The sequence below is a fragment of the Aliiglaciecola litoralis genome (genome assembly GCF_039523355.1).
In the GTDB taxonomy this organism is placed as follows: domain Bacteria; phylum Pseudomonadota; class Gammaproteobacteria; order Enterobacterales; family Alteromonadaceae; genus Aliiglaciecola; species Aliiglaciecola litoralis.
This window is the reverse complement of the sequence record NZ_BAAAFD010000007.1, coordinates 182279-200720: the sequence shown is the minus strand read 5'-3', so window position 1 is coordinate 200720 and position 18442 is coordinate 182279. Positions and strand designations below refer to the sequence as shown.

Sequence of the window (18442 nt, the reverse complement as noted above, 5' to 3'; positions counted from 1 at the left end):
AGGGCCTAACATGATAAACCGAAATCTTAAAGCCAAGGGCTTTACCTTGATCGAGCTAATGATAGTGATCGCAATTATCGGTATTGTAACCAGTATTGCATACCCTAGTTATCAAGGGTTTTTAAAAAGTAGTAATCGAAGTGCCGCTCAAGCCGATTTAATGGCGCTCGCTGCCGCCATGGAACGACACAAGGCTGCAAACTATTCCTATAAAGGCGCCGCTGAGTCTAATTCTAATACTGGCGCGCCGGAAATATTTCATGCCCATTCACCGTCTTCTGAACCAGCGGCGAATCGCAAATATGATCTGACGATCGACAGTGTGTCTGCCTCAGGAAATAGTTTTGTGATCATAGCGACACCAGTCAACTCCACCAATCAAAGTGGTGATGGCAAATTGTATTTTTACAGTGACGGCAGAAAAGCCTGGGATAAAGATGATAGTAATTCTTTATCGACAGCTGAATATTGTTGGGGTTGTTAGTGAAGCTGATGTGACGCAATATAAAGAGCAATCGTCAAATAGATATGTAATATTTAATTGCTTGCCACATCTTATTCAGATTGTAAAAAAGCGCCAGAAGGCGCTTTTTTTGTATATTGTTGCGTTGACGTTAAGCTGCGCTTACCTATATTGAAGCCACTAGTTTTGTGTACTGGACTCTATGGTCGAAGGCGCGGTGCGTCGCCACTTCTCTAACTCAGCGACTCTGCGACTTAACGCGCCATTAGTTTGATCTAAAGACACTATTTTCGCTTGCAAGTCACCAAGTTGACGGGAGTTATTCGTATCACTGCTGCGCATCTCAGCCATTAATGTACTTAACTGACCTAGTTCATTGGCTAATTGCGACAATTGCTCTTGTAATACGGTTAGGTTGGTTGAGACTGACACAACGTCGGATTCTAATACGCCAAGTTGTTTGCGACTTTGCCCTGAGGTTTGAGTGAGGCGCTCACTAAGTTGATTGATTTCGGCCTGGTTTTTTCGCCAAGCAGATGCCCAAAGCTTATCCATCTGTGTCCACAGTTCATCGGTTTTATCGCTCAACTCTGACACTTTAACTCGTAAGGCACCTGCTGATTGATCCATCTCTTCGCCGGTTGCAGATAGGCGACGTTCTAAGTCAGTTACTCGACTTAGTGCATTTGCAAGTTCGGCATCGTTAACCAATTTTTGTTGATATAACCAATAACTAGCTGCACAAGCACCCAGAGCAATTAGTAATACTAATAATAGCCAAATGCCTGATGCAGCTGATTTTACTGCCGTTGGTTCATCGCTCTCTGGTGCCGGCTTTTGCTTGTCTTTGGCTCTTGCCCGTTGAAAGGCTTCCCGGTCTTCTTTTTCCAGAACGATGTTAGGAATGTCGTTGTCGAATCGTTCGTTTGCCATCTGTATCTTTCCAGCCTTATAAAATTATTTGGTAGTGATTCTCGCGTTGCCCAGATGTTAGCTGGTTTTACCTTATGATGCTATCTCTGGGGGATACAACAAATGAAAAGTAAACGTGTTAGGAGTAAATACTTAGTATTCATAAGGGCGGAGGTTTTTAATTGGCATATTGCACATATAGCGGGATAAACACCGTGCTTGTTCAGAGAAAACGTAATGAAAACTTCAATAAAAAAGGGCGCATGCTGAATTCAGCTTGCGCCCTTGTTATTTTGACTCAATTTATCCCGTCTATTTACTGCGTCTTAGTAATAACAAACCAGATGCTAATAGTAGCAATATACCTGGCTCTGGAATGTTATTTGGATCTGGATCTTCATCTGGATCTGGTGGTGCAGCGCCAGCAGGTAGGTTAACGTGGAAATGAATTGCACTTAATGCATCATTGAAAGCCGAGTGAGTTAAATTGATATCGTTGGAACCAGGCGAAAGGAAAGTAGTAATATCAATTTCAACCAGATCCCATAAACCACCATTGCCAACCGTAGTGCCCGGTGTGGTAGGTACTGTTGTGCCGTCAAATACGGCACCAATATTTACACCGTTGATGAAAAAGTCACCATCGGCAAAAGACTGGCCATCGCTGACTCCCATCACTAAAGAGCCTGACCCGCTAGTGTAATCAATCCCTGATAACGTCACATCCCAACCATCAGGATCGTATATATTGGAGAAATTGCCGTCATTGCCATCAAAGGTCACTATGTCTCGGTTATTCGTGGCATCTCCATCATCGTAAAAGACTACCAATGACGCGCCATTTGAATTGGCAGCTGAAAGTCCTGTTAATGCATAGGTGCCGTCGCCACTTACTAGCGCAGTCACATCCGCGCGATATGCCTGACTATTGTCTTGGCCCCAAAAATTATCATCTGAAAAACCGATATTAGTGCCTGAAATGGCATTGCCATCAAACATAATACTGGCATTAAATGCAGGGTCAGTTGATGTTGTGGGACCATGCCAATACAAATAAGCCTGGCTAACCGTGCCGGTAACACCAGACAGCATAATGTCACCAAATCCAGTTCCACGTAAGCCACCGACGCCAGCATAGGCATAGTCAGTGTCACGTTGGGTTTCAAACAGACTGATTAAATTGGCTGAGGCGGATGTACTGCAGGCAAGCACAGCCAAGCCGATACTGAGTTTAGATAAACGATTTATCATGTTGTTCTCTCCTTGTTGATTAAAGGAGCACTAACTGCGACAGCTCACAAGTGCGCTAACGTCATTGAACAAAAATGATGCATACACCAAGCCACGTTTACAAGTGATTAAATAGTATACAGTTAATTTTTGAGGCAAGAATTTCTAAACGCGAATTGTAAAAAAACCTGACAAAAAAACGCTGTTCTAAGTGAAAAACTACGCTTTGTGAAGCGGAAAATTCAATAATCAAGACTTGGTTTTTTAGGGGGCAATAAAAAAGCAGGCCAATTAGACCTGCTTTTGGAGTAACTCATGAAACTCGAAATTAGGCTGCGTTAGCCTGCTGTTCACTGCTTTGTTGAGTCGAATCGATCAATTCAAGATCAAAGGTAAATTCATCCACTCTAATTGCTAGTTTACGTTTTTCATTGTATTCCAATACGCTGTCAACTTCTTGCTGGCTCAACAAACCGTCCGCTAACAGATTGTTCACACAGTGTTCAAAGGAAATTGCAGGGATCACCGGCGACTTGCGAAGTAACTTCTGAATTTTCTTCAGCTGTGGCATAACAGCATGTTTTGCTTCAAATGCCTGCTGATTAATATCGTTACCATCTCCTTTAGCCACTTTAACAAGATGGGTTAATTCATCTTTTATCGACGTTTGTTGCATACTTGCTTCAGATAGCTGGCGAATAAGGTCGTCTGAAATACCCGTCACTGAAGACGTATAGGTATTAGTTAACACTCTCATCAAACCGCGTGTCGCTGTATTTGGAAAGTTGTTAACAAAATCGACAATGGCTTTTTCGCCTTGTTGTAAGCACCACTGGATTGCATATTCGAAGTAAGGCAAGGCTTCAGTACGATTTTGTACTTTTTGTTCATAAAAACGAATAACCGCCATCGCTGCATACGTATAGCTGATGACATCTCCTAATCTTGCTGACAACAACTCGGCTTTTTTCAAATCACCACCTAATACAAGTAATGACAAGTCTGCCAGAGGGGCAAGTTTTGCTGATAACGCATTTAATCGCTTCTCATATTTCTTCACTTCAGGCATTGCACTGTTCGCATTGCGAGCGAACGGCAAGTAACTGTTATATAAAGAGCGGAATGCGTTAGCCACACTGAATTTAACCGTTTTACCCAAAACTTTGTTAAATTTAGCGTCAGCACCTTTTTCATCGCTATGGATTAAATCAACCATTTCTTTCATATATGGATGACAACGCATAGCGCCTTGACCAAAGATCATCAGGCTTCGAGTCAATATATTTGCACCCTCAACAGTGATCGCAATAGGTAAAGCTGAATAGCCATTCGCAAGGGTGTTCTGCGGTCCACGTTGGATCGCTTTTCCAGCTTGAACATCCATCGCCGAATTCACTACGTCGCGGCCAAGTTCGGTCATGTGATATTTGGCAATTGCGGTTACTACTGACGGTTTGATGCCTAGCCCCAGTCCTTCTGTTGTTAGAACACGCATGGCCTCTAACACAAAGGTTTTTCCAGCAATATCTGCCAGCTTGTCTTGAATACCCTCAAAACGCCCAATCGGTACACCAAATTGTTCACGTACGAAGGAGTATTCTGCGGTTGACTTGAAAGCAGACTGCGCAGATGCAACGCCCATCGCGGGTAATGAAATGCCGCGGCCTGCGCCTAAGCAACTGACCAGTATTTGCCATCCACGACCAATATTTTGTTCGCCACCAATGATGAAATCCATCGGAATAAAGACGTTTTCACCCCGAGTAGTACCGTTATAAAAACGCACTCCCATGGGGTCATGACGATTGCCCAATTCCACGCCTGGATGAGATTTTGGAATTAACGCACAGGTAATACCTAATTCTAACGTGTCGCCTAACAATTGCTCTGGATCGAAAACTTTGAATGCTAAACCAAGAACGGTGGCGATTGGCGCTAGCGTGATATAACGCTTGTCCCAAGTAATACTCAATCCAACCACTTCTTTGCCTTCCCACATGCCTTTAGTCACAATCGCAGCATCTGGAATGGCACCCGCGTCTGAACCTGCTTCTGGGCTAGTTAATGCGAAACAAGGAATGTCGACGCCCACGCTAAGTTTAGGTAACCAGAAGTTTTGCTGCGCTTCGGTACCATAATGCATGAGTAGCTCACCTGGACCCAACGAGTTTGGCACCATAACGGTTACCGCAATTGCACCACTTTTTGCGGCGATCGTTGCTACTATCGTTGAGTTTGCGAAGGGACTGAACTCTAATCCGCCGAACTTTTTAGGGATAATCAATGCGAAGAATTTATTTACTTTCAGAAAATCTAAAACATTATCGGGAATATGATTGCTGTTTTGCAGTGCAAAATCATCGATCATAGCCATCAGTTCAACAACGGGACCATCCAAAAAGGCTTGCTCGTCAGCGGTAAGTTGCGCAGCCGGAATATCTCTCAATGCCTGCATGTCAGGTTTACCCTGATAAATGGAAGACTCGATCCATACATCTCCAGCATCGAGGGCTTCTTGCTCCGTTACTGAAATAGGAGGTAGCACTTTCTTCAAACTTGTTCTAATACTCATTTTAACACATCCGCTCATCTGACCAGTTGCTATTAATACTACTAGTTTCTGTAAAAAGATCAAAGGAAACTACAGGTATTGTTAATGATATGTGGGTATTAAATGTCATAACATGTTAATTAATAATAGAAAAAACAATCAGCTAGGATAGAATGAAGAAGCTTTAGCACACGGTTTTTTGTTGAAAAATTGTGCCATTAATAGATTCGATTGATGAATTTAGGTCGAATAACTGGTTTCAATAGCAACGGATTGTGCCTAATGAGCGCTGAAAAACGTTATTGTCTTTAGCAAAGAAATATCAATCGCAGAGAGTTAAGAGCGCTTTTTTTGCGTTATCAACTACATTGAAATGAATATGAACTTGGACGAAGCTATCACGCTACGATGTGATTTTAATTACGTAAAGACAAGCGTTTAGTCATATACTCAAGGCAGATGAATGCCGAGAACGATAAATCTAGATAGGGGTTTTAAATGCGCCAATTTTGGTTGGATACGATTTTACACAAGCCATGGTTTGTTATTTTACTGATGTTAGTTGTGGTCTTGTCGCTAGGATCCGGTGCTCAGTTTTTAAAATTCAACGGCGACTATAAAGTTTTCTTTGAAGAAGATAATCCGCAACGAGTGGCTTTCGAGACCATGCAAGCGACTTTCAGTAAGAATGAAAGTGCCAATATTCTTGTTGTTCCAAAGCAAAAATCGATTTTTAATCCCAAGACACTCAAACTGATTACTGACATTACTGAAGATGCATGGCAAACCCCACTCTCTACGCGCGTCGATTCGGTAACCAACTTCCAACATACTTGGGCAGAGCAAGACGATATGATCGTCGAGCAGTTAATCTATGACGCCGATGATATTGATCAACGCGTAGTAGAAAGAGTCAAACAAGTGGCACTGAGCGAACCAAACTTAAAAGACCGCTTGGTCGATGAGCAAGGCCGCGTCGCTTTAATCGCCATTACCCTCAATATGCCGGACGGTGATAAAACCGAAGCCACTGCCAAAGTAGTGAATTCTATTCGCGAACTGACCGATAAATATCGACAAATTTACCCTGACCATGAATTTTTCCACACCGGTATTGTATTCATGAATGCGGCATTCGAGCATGAAGCTAAAACCGATGCAGCTACGCTGGTTCCGCTGATGTTCGGGGTGATTATCTTGGTACTTTGGATACTTTTACGTTCCTTTGTTGGTACCTTTGCAACCTTGTTGGTGGTGATACTGTCTATCGTTGCAAGCATGGGAGTTGGTGGTTGGACAGGGTTTGATTTAACCACCGCCACGGTGAATGTGCCCACCTTGGTGATGACGCTGGCTGTGGCTGATTCGGTGCATGTTATCGCGTCTTTACTTTACGAGTTAAAAAAGGGCAGCAGTAAGTTGCAAGCCATTGAAGCGAGTATGCAGCTAAACCTCAAACCGATTTTTATCACCAGTGCCACCACCGCCATCGGATTCTTAACGTTAAATTTCTCCGATGTTCCCGCTTTAGCCGATCTGGGTACACTTACGGCCATAGGCGTCATGATTGCATTCGTATTATCAGTTACTTTGTTGCCGTCATTGCTGGTTATAATGCCAATCAAAGTGAAACCCCAAACTACCACACAATCCGATAGCTTTGTGCGAGTTGGCGAGTGGGTCATTGCTCACCACAAAAGAATCTTGCCGTTTTCGCTGATTATTGCAGTGGCTGCTATTGGTGCTTCTACCTTAAATAAAATTAATGATGTACCTGTAGAGTACTTTCATAAAAGTGCCGAGTTCAAAATTGCTGCAGATACACAGCGCGATTTGCTTAGTGGCATGACAACAGTCGATTTTGGTATTTTTACGGACCTTGACTCCGGCATTAATCAACCCAAGGTATTAAAGCAAATCCACGAATTCAGTCTATGGTTGAAATCCTTGCCTGAAGTCGATCATGTTGCCAGTATTACCGACATCTTTTTGCGTTTGAACATGAACATGCACGGTGATGATCCGAGTTATTACCGACTGCCTGAAAATCAAGAGTTAGCGGCGCAGTTCCTGCTTCTTTATGAGATGTCTCTACCATTTAATTTGGATCTTAATAATCAGTTGAACATTGATAAGTCGGGAACTCGGATTTCAGTCACGATGCAAAATCTTGGTAGTAAGGAAGTAACCGAATTCGAGCAACAAGCATATCAGTGGATTGCTCAGAATGCGCCTGATTTGAGAATGACGGCGGGCAGTCAAAACCTGATGTTCGCGCATATTGGCGAAGCCAATATGAACAGCTTGTTAAATGGCACACTGTTGGCACTGGTATTAATTAGTTTAATATTAGTCTTCGCATTGGGTTCATGGCGCATGGGCGGTATAAGTCTTATTCCGAATCTATTGCCTGCCGGAATTGGCTTTGGCATCTGGGGGATATACTCTGGTGAAATTAATATGGGTCTGTCAGTCGTATTAAGCATGGCATTAGGTATAATAGTCGACGATACTGTACACTTTCTAAGCAAGTACCAATACGCAAGGCAGCAAGGAAACACGGCAGAAGATGCGGTTCGTTACGCGTTTAGAAGTGTCGGCAAAGCGTTATGGATCACCACCGTAGTACTGACCTTAGGATTTGCCGTATTGACTCTTTCAAGTTTTGCGTTGAATTCCGATATGGGGCTGTTAACCGGGATCATTATTGTTGTGGCGCTGGCAGTCGATTTTCTGTTTTTGCCCGCATTTCTATTAGTTTTCGATAAACATACACCGTCAGGGGATGTTATTCATGAAAAGACACATTCAGCACTTTAATTCTTTTATCATTGTTGGCTCATTCATACTTTTTAGTCATTTTTCCATTGCACAAGATGCTGAGCAAAAAGGGCTGGAAATTGCCAAAGAAAGGAAAGTTCGAGATTTGGGCTGGCAAGACTCTGTCGCCGAACTGACCATGATCTTGCGTAATTCACAGGGCCAGCAAACTGAACGTCGTATGCGCACCAAAGCACTTGAAGTGCTAAATGATGGTGATAAAGCATTGACTATTTTTGATGAACCACGAGATGTTCAAGGTACGGCATTCCTAAATTTCTCACATGCCATTATTCCAGATGATCAATGGATATACTTGCCTGCGTTGAAAAGGGTAAAGCGCATAGCGTCGCGCAATAAGTCAGGTCCGTTTATGGGCAGCGAATTTGCCTATGAAGACATGACCACATTTGAAGTAGAAAAGTTTACCTTCAAATATTTGGGAGAAGAAACCTATAAAGATCGTCCTATGTTTATCGTTGATCAGTATCCAGTAGACGAGTATTCAGGTTACTCTCGACAAAAAGTGTGGATCGATCAGGAACGTTACATACCCTATAAAATCGAGTTCTACGACAAGAAAAAAAGTTTGTTAAAGACCTTGGAATTTGACGAGTACACGCAATATCTCGATAAGTATTGGCGGCCATTGCGTAGCGAAATGTTTAACGAACAAAACGGTAAAAGCACCGAGCTAATTACACACAGTATTGAATTTAAAACGGGTTTAGAGGACGGCGACTTTGACAAGAACAGTCTTAAACGGGCTAGGTAAGGCTTCAGCAGCCACCTTCGCATTAGCGTTGTGCCTGTCACAAAGCATTCAGGCGGATGAAATAGAGGTGCGCGGCTCGGCCGTCTTTGAGCAACGTTATTTTTTACAAGATGCGTTATATGCCGAGCAAGATAGGGCGAACTTTTCGATTTTTGCGCAAGCTGAAATCTACAAAGCGTTCAATGACGGCGATGATAGTATTCTGTTTAAACCTTTCTATCGACTCGATCAAAATGACCAAGAGCGCTCGCATGCTGATATTCGTGAGTTGATTTGGTTACATGTTGGCGATGATTGGGAATTGCGAACGGGCATTGGTAAAGTATTTTGGGGGCAAACTGAGTCCTTGCATTTAGTCGACGTTATCAATCAAACCGACTCAATTGAGGCGATTGATGGTGAAGATAAACTAGGTCAGCCAATGGTCAATTTGTCCCTAATTAGGGATTGGGGTACAACTTCAATTTATGTCTTACCCTATTTTCGGGAGCGAACTTTCGCTGGCTTAGACGGTCGTCCAAGATTTGCCTTTGATGTTGATACTGACAATCCGATTTATGAATCTGAGGATGAGCAGCGTAATCTTGATTGGGCCGTTAGATGGCAGCATACGCTTGGCGATTGGGATGTCGGGTTATCCTACTTTGATGGCACGTCACGTGAGCCAATTTTGATGCCGCAAATCGATGAAAACATAACGACGTTGAGACCCTTTTATCCGCAAATGCAGCAAGCTGGCATCGATATTTTGGCGGTAAAAGGAGCTTGGCTATTTAAATTCGAAGGGATAAGTCGCCGCACTAACGCGGAAAACTACTCAGCCCTTGTGGGTGGATTTGAATATACCAAAGTAGGCGTTTTTGACACAGCCTTTGATTTAGGCTGGTTGATGGAATATCAATATGATGGTCGAGACAACTTATTACTGGTGCCTTCTCAGAACGATTTGATGTTGGGCTCTCGTATCGTGTTTAACGATATAGACGGGACGGAAGTTTTACTCGGCATGGTTCAGGATCTGGATGAGTCTTCTAGTCGCATGGCATTTATTGAAGCCTCGAGTCGCATTAGCGATAATTGGAAGTGGAAGCTGGACGCTTGGTTATTTAGCAGTGAAGTACCCAATGAGCCTATTTATCAATTCCGTCGTGACGATTTTGTCGAATTAAGTTTGGAATATTATTTTTAGTTCTAGTTTCAAGTGACTGTGCTCGTTGCACAGTCACTTTTGTCTTTTATGCTTAATCAATTACGTTAAATTATTGTCTGACAGGGCCTATATAGCTTGAAGCGATGACAATGTTGTCTATGTACATATCAAAGTTTTTACTCGGCTTTGCAACGCCCCCGAAATAGAAATTAAGCCAAATTTTCTCTATCTTCAATTTGTCGGTATCACGAAAATGTAAGTTATTACGTGAGTATATCTTCGCGCCATCGATCCACACATGTAGCACGCCATCGGATTTTCCAGGCGTATTTAGCTTAAGGTACTGTTCAATGGCTACCCATTTACCGGGTTGCAACGTTGAGCGTTCGTGCCCCCATGGGATTGACTTGCCGTACTTATTTTTTGTATCTACTTCATAAATATAACTGCCGATAGGCATTCTTCCGCCCCACAGTGGATTTTTTGCATTGATAGATTGGTAGAAAGCGCCACGTGATGACCAACCGTTTTCGCCATTATTCGCTCTTCCGCCCCAACCAGCCTTATTGTAAGTACCGCCAAAGCCGGGAAGTTTACCACCACCTGAAACGTATGAGCCTGGCGCTAACAATGTGTAGTATCTGAAGTAAGCCTCTTCGGGCTCACGCCCAGCATGTTTGGCGAAATAATAGTCTAAATTTCCAGCGAGGTTTTGTTTGGTGGTGAACGGCATACGCACGGCTTTACCTGGCTCTCCACTAAAATGTCTCACATCTTTGTGGTCAACGTATTCTAATTCGCCGGTGTTTTGCCACACAGGCTTCGTCATACCTACGGTTAATTTTAAACCGGTCAACCAATCTTGGTCATCAAAATCATCCGCATAAAAAACCGCTTTATCATTAGCGATCCCTTTGTCCAGTATGTATTTATCCGCAATACCGGAAGTCTCCACTTTGAGCGCAGGAGCTGAGTAAATTAATTGGTTCAATGCTAATAAAGATGGGCCAAATTGGCGATCGGTTGTTGTGAGCACTAACTTGCTATTTTTCACCTGCTGTAGATCGATATCACTGGGGAATTCAAACAATAATAAGGTAGTGACTCCGCTACCCGCTTTTACCACTGCGTCTTTACTTTTCGATTTGCGATCTTTGCGAGCAACGAAAGTATCGATGCTGGCAACGAGTAAGCGTTTTTGTCCAGCGACTTCATAAACAATCTGTGGCGCTTTATAGGTGTTATGCTCAGCACTGTAAAAGTCAGCTATACCCGACTTTGCGCCACGACTATCTATGGTTAAGGTAAGCTCTTGGTTTAGAAGTACAGTGTCAAGGTCCAGTTCAATAATCCGCTCTTTGTCTAAATCTTTAACCTCGAACTCAACGATTTTTTTAGCGTATTGTTGATGAAACTCGTCAAACTGACCGCCAGGCCAAAATACCTTGGCTGCTGAACTAGAAAAAGCATAAGTAACGCTATCGTCAAAAACAGCCGCGCTTGTTGCCATTGGCGCAAAACTAAAAAACCAAAACGTTAGCCAAAAACGACTGTGCAGAACATGTTTCATTGCCATTATTCTTCTATCCTTTGGTTGTTTCTCTCACTAATAAACGCACCGTCTCGTGCTTGGATCCTACCTTGATAATAGTTATCAACGACGCTCACCGAGGTTTGTGGAAAACGCGCATCAATACCTTGAGAATTGAGTAAGGTATTGCCACTTATCACTGTGCCTGCAGCTTTATTCAAGTAAATGCTGACATCGTTGACACAATTTAAAATGACGTTGTTGCGGATTTTGCCACCATTGTGTTCAGTGTCACATTGGTGCGACTGACAAAACGCTTTTTCAGTTCCCCCATCGCCAAAGGACAACCCTATACGGACATCAAGGTGAGATTGATATGCCAGCGCTGACGCACAGTTCACCACATTCTCCTCAAACAGACCATCATTGCCACCGCCCTTCATAAATGCACCGTATGTGACTGACATTTTCCCTGTGGCGACGCGAGCAAAGTCAGCTATGTAGTTTTTACTTACTACCCAATTATTACCGCCCACCACATCGATTGGGCTGCTTGGCGTGGTAGTTTGCCTCAATTTAGTATTGTAGAAGTCATTCTTGGTAATATTGACGTGATCAGCAAAGGTATTCACTTTATTGGCATAATTGCCATTGGCTTTAATAGCGGCATTAAAATCGATAAATTGATTATTCTGGATCACAATATGATCGGCATCACCATACACATGGATCGCATGTTCACAACGAGCATCAGATTGACATACACCGTTGAAGATTAGATTGCGAATGTGCCAGTAGCTTTTATCTAAATACAGCCCTTCGCTAGTATCAATGAGTAGACGCACACTACCGGATATTTTGGCACTCAGTACAATGGGGTCGTGTTGTGTGCCGCTTGCACCAAGACTGAGACGTTTGGTTACCTGATAGTCGCCCGGTGCTAACCAAATTAGGTCGCCAGGTTGAGCATTGTAAAGAGTTGTCTGCAGTTGCTTTACATTACTGACTAAATATTGGTGAGTTGAGTTAGCACTGTTAGCCTGTTTGTCTTCCACATGAGATTGAAAGCCAATATTTAGCTTGCTACGGTCATAGTGCAACAGCTGTGAAGTGGGGAACGACGCCAAAACCGACTGCACCCACTTTAAACCGTGCTGGCGAAATCCTGTATTCTTAGGCACGTTGAGTTCGACATACTGTTTCGCTTTCAGAGTCAAATATTGACCAGACACCGTATAACGTAACACCAACCACAAACTAATCGTAATGATTAGCAGCGCAGCTATCCACCATTTCAATTTAATGATGTTAGGCCCCCCAATTTACCATTGCCATTGTGCTAAAGTACGATTTCGACAACGTGAGGGTGCCCCAGGAAGTCCTGCGGACTGGCGGTAGGACCATAAGCGCCAGATTGAAATATCACCAACCAATCGCCGATTTGTGGATCCGTTAACATCATTTTATCAGCAAGGGTATCTAGTGGTGTGCATAATGGACCGACGGCCGTTACCGACTCTTTGTTAGCCTCGGAGTTCATTTTATTACCGATCGCAACGGGGTAATTTTTACGGATCACCTGACCAAAATTCCCTGAGTTGGATAAATGATGATGCAGTCCACCATTGGTCATCAAATAGGTATGCCCACGAGAGACTTTTTTATCGGTAATTTTACTGGCATAGATTCCCGCTTCGGCCACTAAAAAACGGCCTAGTTCAATGATCACTTCTATATTAGCAAGAGCAGGATATTGACCAAGCAAAGTGTGTAGGTTTTCACCTATTGGTTTTAGATCGAGTCGGGTTTCTCCAGCAAAATAGGGGATGCCAAAGCCGCCGCCGATATTAACCGTTTCGACACTCGTTGGCGTCAAGTCGATTAAACGTTGCGCCAGCGCAAAGGTTTTATTATGTGCATCCATGATGGCTTCTTGCTTGAGGTTTTGTGAACCCCAATAGATGTGGAAGCCCCTGAATTGGATTTTTTCATAATCTAGTACCGGTAATATTTCCATTAGACGTTCTTCGTCTATACCAAACTGTTTGGGGCCGCCACCCATTTTCATACCGGACGCTTTTAATTCAAAGGCGGGATTAACCCGAAATGCGATAATAGGCAAAATACCCAGTTCGTCACCAAATTCGATAGCGCGAGATAACTCTAACTCTGATTCCACATGTAAAGTGACTCCCGCACAGATAGCCGCTTTTATTTCACTTTCTTGTTTGCTAGGACCTGCAAAACTAATGTCTTTAACCGGCATACCAGATTGTACTGCCAACAACATTTCTTTTTGCGAAGCGACATCAAAGCCTTCTACCCAGTCTTTCATGGCATTAACCAAAGGCGGGTAGGGGTTCGCTTTAATCGCGTAATGTAATTTTATGTGTTTGGGGATAGCTTGGTGGAAAAGGTCTATTTGTGCTTTGACCACGTTTTTGTCATACGCGTAAAACACCGACTTATCTAACATGGCACAGAGCGTATCGAGATCCTTACCACCAATAAGTATCTGATTGTCACGAACCTCGAATTGGTTCATGGTTGCGTGAACAGGGGTTGGTTTAGACATTTTGGTACTTATCCTTAACTTCTTTGCTCAATGCGCTGCGGTCGACTTTTCCGTTTGGATTGCGCGGCAGGGCATCTCTGAATTCTACGTGCTTTGGATGCATAAAATTAGGCAACGCTTTTTTGCACTGGTTGAGAATATCTTTTTCTGAGGTTGCAACATTGTCTTTCTTTACTAACAAAAGCACAATGGCTTGACCAAGTTCAGCATCATTAATGCCACAGGCAATAGCTTCCGCTATGTCATTTGAGCCTTGGTAACAGGCTTCTTCTACTTCCATCGGACTGACTCTATATCCTGATGTTTTTATCATTTCATCTTTACGACCAACGAAATATAAGAAGCCGTCTTTATCTCGTTTTACTGTATCGCCTGACCAAACTGCCATTTCAGGCAAGACTAATCCAGCTAACTTAGCCGGAACCGGCTTGAATCTTTCAGCAGTTTTGGCCTCATCATTCCAATAACCAAGGCTGACGTGCGGTCCGCGATGCACTAATTCACCGGGTTCATCAGGATCGCACTCGCTGCCATCTTCTCGAACCACCATTACTTCAGCATTCGGGATCGCCTTACCCATAGAGCCGATTCTTTCATCGACCAAATGCGGCGGCAAATAGGTACTGCGAAATGCTTCGGTTAAGCCATACATTAAATAAGGTTTGGCTTGGTTGAACACCGCGCGGATCTGAGTCAAAGTCACTTGCGGCATAGCACCGCCAGAATTAGTGAAATAGCGTAATTGCTGTGTGGCTGATTCCGGCCATTTTGCTTTCATTAATTGTTGCCACAAAGGCGGCACTGCAGCTAGGCCTGTTACTTGATGTCTTTCGATTGTTTTTACGACATCGCCTGCTAAGAAGTAGTCTAATAGTACAACACTAGCACCACATAAAAATGCGGTGGTGATTTGACTTAAGCCATAATCGAAACTCAGTGGGAGTAGTGCCAGAATCACATCATCTTCAGTATTTTCTAGGTATTGTGAAACACTCAAGGCGCCGGCAACCAAATTGCGGTGCGATAACACCACCCCTTTGGGTTTGCCTGTGCTACCGGATGTATACAATATAGCTGCCATGTCGTTATCAGCGCGATGTGCCGATGGCAAGTTTCCGCTCGGTAAATCCTGATACGAGTGCAAAGCTACTTCGATGGGCTCTATTTCTGGGAGCTTATCAATTAGCACAATATGTTGAACCGATGGACATTGCGCTAATATCGGTTGCAACACCTTTAATCTGTCGCTACTGGTGATTAAGACTCGTACGTCACAGTCATTCAAAATGTGTTGCACCTGCGGCGCTTTCAACACTGAATTCACCGGCACAAAGACACCTTGGGCACGGCTAGTAGCGAATAAACTTACAATGGTTTGCGGCAATTTAGGCAGAAATACCGCGACTCGGTCATGCCGTTGTAATCCTAAGGAACATAATCCTGCCGCCAGACGTGACACTTTCTCATCTAGTCGTGAATAGCTCAATTCATCGTTTTTGTAAATTAGCGCACATTTGTCGCTGTGAGTTTTTGCCGTTTGTGATACCAACTCATCAAAAAATGTTACCATTTTTAATACTTATCCCTTGTTTATGGGTTGCAACTATTTCTTATTAATACAAATAATGGAACAATACGTGCGCTGAAGATAGGGGTTTTTCCATTCACAGCACCTAAACATAATAATACAGGTAGTGATAGTATGAATACAGCCGCGACTGTGAAAGAAATATTAATTGATGTGTTGCAATTGTCTAGTGACACAGAGTTTGACGAAGACACTGCGCTTTTAGGCGCCATCCCCGAGTTTGATTCCATGGCGGTTGTGACCGTTTTAACCTCAATTGAAGATACCTTTGGTATTGAAATTGACGACGATGAAATTAGTGCCGATATTTTTGAAACCTTTGGCTCACTCTGTAGTTTCGTGGAAGAAAAAGTTTAACCTCTGCTAAAGGCACAATAATGAGATATAAAAAGATCATGTTGGTGTTCGGGACTCGTCCCGAAGCAATTAAAATGGCTCCCCTTGTCATTGAGCTAAAAAAGCATCCAGAGTTGGACGTCAGTGTGTGTGTTACAGCCCAACATCGACAAATGCTTGATCAAGTATTAGAACTGTTTTCGATCACACCAGATTTCGATTTGGATTTAATGCAACCAGGACAAGATCTTTACGACATCACCACGCGCGCGCTACTTGGCTTGCGTGATGTGTTTAGTCAAGCTAAACCTGACTTAGTATTAGTTCATGGCGATACCACTACTACGTTTGCTGCGTCTTTGTCGGCATTTTATCAGCGTATCGAGGTAGGGCATGTAGAAGCGGGATTGCGCACAGGAGATATTTACAGTCCGTGGCCAGAAGAGATTAACCGTAAATTAACCGGGTCATTGACCCAGTTGCATTTTGCACCAACGCAAAAATCTCAAAATAACCTTTTAACTGAAAATGTTGATAGCCGTCAGGTGTTTGTAACGGGCAATACCGTTATTGACGCGCTCATCCAAGTTGCCAAAAAGGTCAATGAAGACGAAACCTTAAAAAAACAAATGGCGCAGAAATTTGCCTTTTTGGATGATAGCAAAAGATTGATCCTAGTTACGGGACATCGCCGCGAGAGCTTCGGTGGTGGATTTGAAAGCATGTGCCGAGCATTGAAAACGCTGTCTGAGAATGACGGTGTGCAAGTACTGTATCCGGTGCATCTAAATCCTAATGTACAAGAGCCGGTTAACCGTCTGCTAGCCGATACTGACAACATTTTCCTTATTGAACCGCAAGACTACTTGCCATTCGTTTACCTAATGAGTCGTGCACATATCATTTTGACTGACTCAGGCGGTGTGCAAGAAGAGGCGCCTTCATTGGGCAAGCCGGTGTTGGTGATGCGCGATACGACCGAACGTCCAGAAGCGATTGAAGCGGGAACGGTTAAACTGGTGGGCACTGACTATCAAACCATTGTTAATGAAGCGCAACGCTTACTCAACGATGATGATGCCTACAAGGCCATGTCATTTGCCCACAACCCGTATGGTGATGGTAAAGCCTGCCAGCGGATCGCTGAAATTATTTTAAAGAGCTAAAGGATTATCATGAAGTTTAATAAAGTATCCGTTATTGGTTTAGGCTATATCGGTTTGCCTACCGCCGCAGTGATTGCATCTCGTGGTGTTGAGGTTGTCGGTATAGATGTATCTGAGCTGGCAGTGAACACCATTAATCAGGGAAAGGTACACATTGTTGAACCTGATCTTGATATGGTTGTGCAAGCTGCGGTGACTATGGGCAAGTTACGCGCGTCCATGGTTCCTGAGCCAGCTGATGCTTTCATGATTGCGGTGCCAACGCCTTTTAAAGAAGGTAAACAGCCCGACCTCAGTTATATTGAAAACGCGGCTAAGGCCATTGCGCCGGTACTCGAACAAGGTAATTTGGTGATTTTGGAATCGACCTCACCGGTCGGTGCGACTGAGAAACTCACTGGCTGGTTACAAGAGCTGCGTCCTGATTTAGTGTTTCCTGGCCACCCAAGTAGCGAGCCAAATATGTTCGTTGCCCACTGTCCTGAGCGCGTATTGCCGGGCAGAGTTTTGGAAGAGCTGGTCTCTAACGACCGCATCATTGGTGGCATGCGTCCTCAATGTAGCGAACAAGCCATCGAATTATACAAAGTGTTTGTGCGTGGCAATTGCATTTCTACCACAGCGCGTACGGCCGAGATGGCCAAGCTAACAGAAAATAGTTTTCGCGACGTGAACATTGCGTTTGCCAATGAGTTATCGATTATTTGTGACGAACTAAAAATTAATGTGTGGGAGTTAATTGCCTTAGCAAATCGTCACCCACGGGTGAATATCCTCACGCCGGGACCTGGTGTCGGCGGCCATTGTATTGCAGTGGATCCATGGTTCATCGTTGATTCAGCACCTGAATCTGCCCGAATGATCCGTACCGCTCGGGAAGTTAATGACGGCAAACCCGGTTTTGTTATCAATAAAGTGGAAAAAGCGGCTGATGAGTTTAAACGTCCCGTCATCGCTTGTCTTGGCTTGGCATTCAAACCGGATATTGATGATCTGCGTGAAAGCCCGGCTTTAGATATTACCTTGCGCTTGGCAAGTGCTGGGGTGGGGAAAATACTCGCCGTTGAACCAAATATCCGTGCATTGCCGGAAAAACTCGCCAATAGCGGCATTGAATTGGTTTCATTAGAGGCCGCTTTGGCGCAAGCCAATATTGTGGTTGTGTTAGTTAACCATAAACAATTCAAAGGCCTAGATAAATCGCATTTCAATACAAAAGTGTTAATTGATTCGAGTGGTCTGATCGCCTAGCCGAGCAGATATCAGGATGTTAAGCTAGGAAAAATTTACAAGTACGAAACGCTGTTCGAGTTAGGCTCAAGCAGCGTTTTACTTTAATTTATAG

At 43.6% G+C, this 18442-nt stretch carries 14 protein-coding genes; 7 read left to right on the top strand and 7 right to left on the bottom strand.

Features of this window, described 5'->3' with window-relative positions; translation table 11 throughout:
• Positions 1–10 precede the first annotated feature (10 nt).
• Positions 11–484, top strand: a complete 474-nt coding sequence (locus ABD036_RS13135; protein ID WP_343860629.1) for a type IV pilin protein — start codon at positions 11–13, stop codon at positions 482–484.
• 159 nt (positions 485–643) lie between these two features.
• On the opposite strand, the gene ABD036_RS13130 is transcribed toward ABD036_RS13135, so the two are convergent.
• The 3 genes from ABD036_RS13130 to ABD036_RS13120 all read right to left on the bottom strand — a co-directional run bounded on the left by ABD036_RS13130 (position 644) and on the right by ABD036_RS13120 (position 5237).
• A complete protein-coding gene (locus tag ABD036_RS13130; protein ID WP_343860627.1) occupies positions 644–1396 on the bottom strand; it encodes a hypothetical protein in 753 nt (250 codons plus the stop codon).
• A gap of 291 nt (positions 1397–1687) precedes the next feature.
• The gene (locus ABD036_RS13125) at positions 1688–2626 is read right to left on the bottom strand and encodes a hypothetical protein (RefSeq protein ID WP_343860625.1); all 939 of its coding nucleotides are present in this window, start codon (positions 2624–2626) and stop codon (positions 1688–1690) included.
• A 307-nt stretch (positions 2627–2933) separates the two neighbouring features.
• Positions 2934–5237, bottom strand: a complete 2304-nt coding sequence (locus ABD036_RS13120; protein ID WP_343860692.1) for an acyl-CoA dehydrogenase — start codon at positions 5235–5237, stop codon at positions 2934–2936.
• A gap of 417 nt (positions 5238–5654) precedes the next feature.
• Here ABD036_RS13120 and ABD036_RS13115 point away from each other — a divergent pair, with 417 nt between their 5' ends.
• The 3 genes from ABD036_RS13115 to ABD036_RS13105 are packed head-to-tail and all read left to right on the top strand — an operon-like array spanning position 5655 to position 9940.
• A complete protein-coding gene (locus ABD036_RS13115) occupies positions 5655–7976 on the top strand; it encodes an efflux RND transporter permease subunit (RefSeq protein WP_343860623.1) in 2322 nt (773 codons plus the stop codon).
• Positions 7951–8751, top strand: coding sequence for an outer membrane lipoprotein-sorting protein (locus tag ABD036_RS13110; RefSeq protein ID WP_343860621.1), 801 nt, complete (start codon positions 7951–7953; stop codon positions 8749–8751). Before ABD036_RS13115 ends, ABD036_RS13110 begins: the two co-directional genes overlap by 26 nt.
• Positions 8720–9940 carry a hypothetical protein gene (locus ABD036_RS13105; RefSeq protein WP_343860620.1) on the top strand — a complete coding sequence of 407 codons (1221 nt, stop codon included), beginning with the start codon at positions 8720–8722 and terminating at the stop codon, positions 9938–9940. Before ABD036_RS13110 ends, ABD036_RS13105 begins: the two co-directional genes overlap by 32 nt.
• A 70-nt stretch (positions 9941–10010) precedes the next feature.
• On the opposite strand, the gene ABD036_RS13100 is transcribed toward ABD036_RS13105, so the two are convergent.
• The 4 genes from ABD036_RS13100 to ABD036_RS13085 are packed head-to-tail and all read right to left on the bottom strand — an operon-like array spanning position 10011 to position 15577.
• Positions 10011–11477, bottom strand: a complete 1467-nt coding sequence (locus ABD036_RS13100; RefSeq protein ID WP_343860618.1) for a polysaccharide lyase — start codon at positions 11475–11477, stop codon at positions 10011–10013.
• Complete coding sequence (locus ABD036_RS13095) at positions 11477–12730, bottom strand: chondroitinase-B domain-containing protein (RefSeq protein WP_343860616.1); 1254 nt, start codon at positions 12728–12730, stop codon at positions 11477–11479. Before ABD036_RS13095 ends, ABD036_RS13100 begins: the two co-directional genes overlap by 1 nt.
• Before the next feature lie 41 nt (positions 12731–12771).
• On the bottom strand, positions 12772–14007 hold the full coding sequence (locus ABD036_RS13090) for a pyridoxal-dependent decarboxylase, exosortase A system-associated (protein WP_343860614.1): 1236 nt from the start codon (positions 14005–14007) through the stop codon (positions 12772–12774).
• Positions 14000–15577, bottom strand: a complete 1578-nt coding sequence (locus ABD036_RS13085; RefSeq protein ID WP_343860612.1) for an acyl-CoA ligase (AMP-forming), exosortase A system-associated — start codon at positions 15575–15577, stop codon at positions 14000–14002. The genes ABD036_RS13090 and ABD036_RS13085 overlap by 8 nt, the downstream gene beginning before the upstream one ends.
• A 132-nt stretch (positions 15578–15709) precedes the next feature.
• Between ABD036_RS13085 and ABD036_RS13080 the strand changes: the two genes are divergently transcribed.
• Genes ABD036_RS13080 through wecC form a run of 3 tightly spaced genes read left to right on the top strand, consistent with a single transcriptional unit; the run spans position 15710 to position 18348 of the window.
• On the top strand, positions 15710–15952 hold the full coding sequence (locus ABD036_RS13080; RefSeq protein WP_343860610.1) for an acyl carrier protein: 243 nt from the start codon (positions 15710–15712) through the stop codon (positions 15950–15952).
• A 20-nt stretch (positions 15953–15972) separates the two neighbouring features.
• Complete coding sequence (gene wecB, locus ABD036_RS13075) at positions 15973–17097, top strand: non-hydrolyzing UDP-N-acetylglucosamine 2-epimerase (RefSeq protein ID WP_343860608.1); 1125 nt, start codon at positions 15973–15975, stop codon at positions 17095–17097.
• A 9-nt stretch (positions 17098–17106) separates the two neighbouring features.
• On the top strand, positions 17107–18348 hold the full coding sequence (wecC, locus tag ABD036_RS13070; RefSeq protein ID WP_343860606.1) for a UDP-N-acetyl-D-mannosamine dehydrogenase: 1242 nt from the start codon (positions 17107–17109) through the stop codon (positions 18346–18348).
• Positions 18349–18442: the final 94 nt, after the last annotated feature.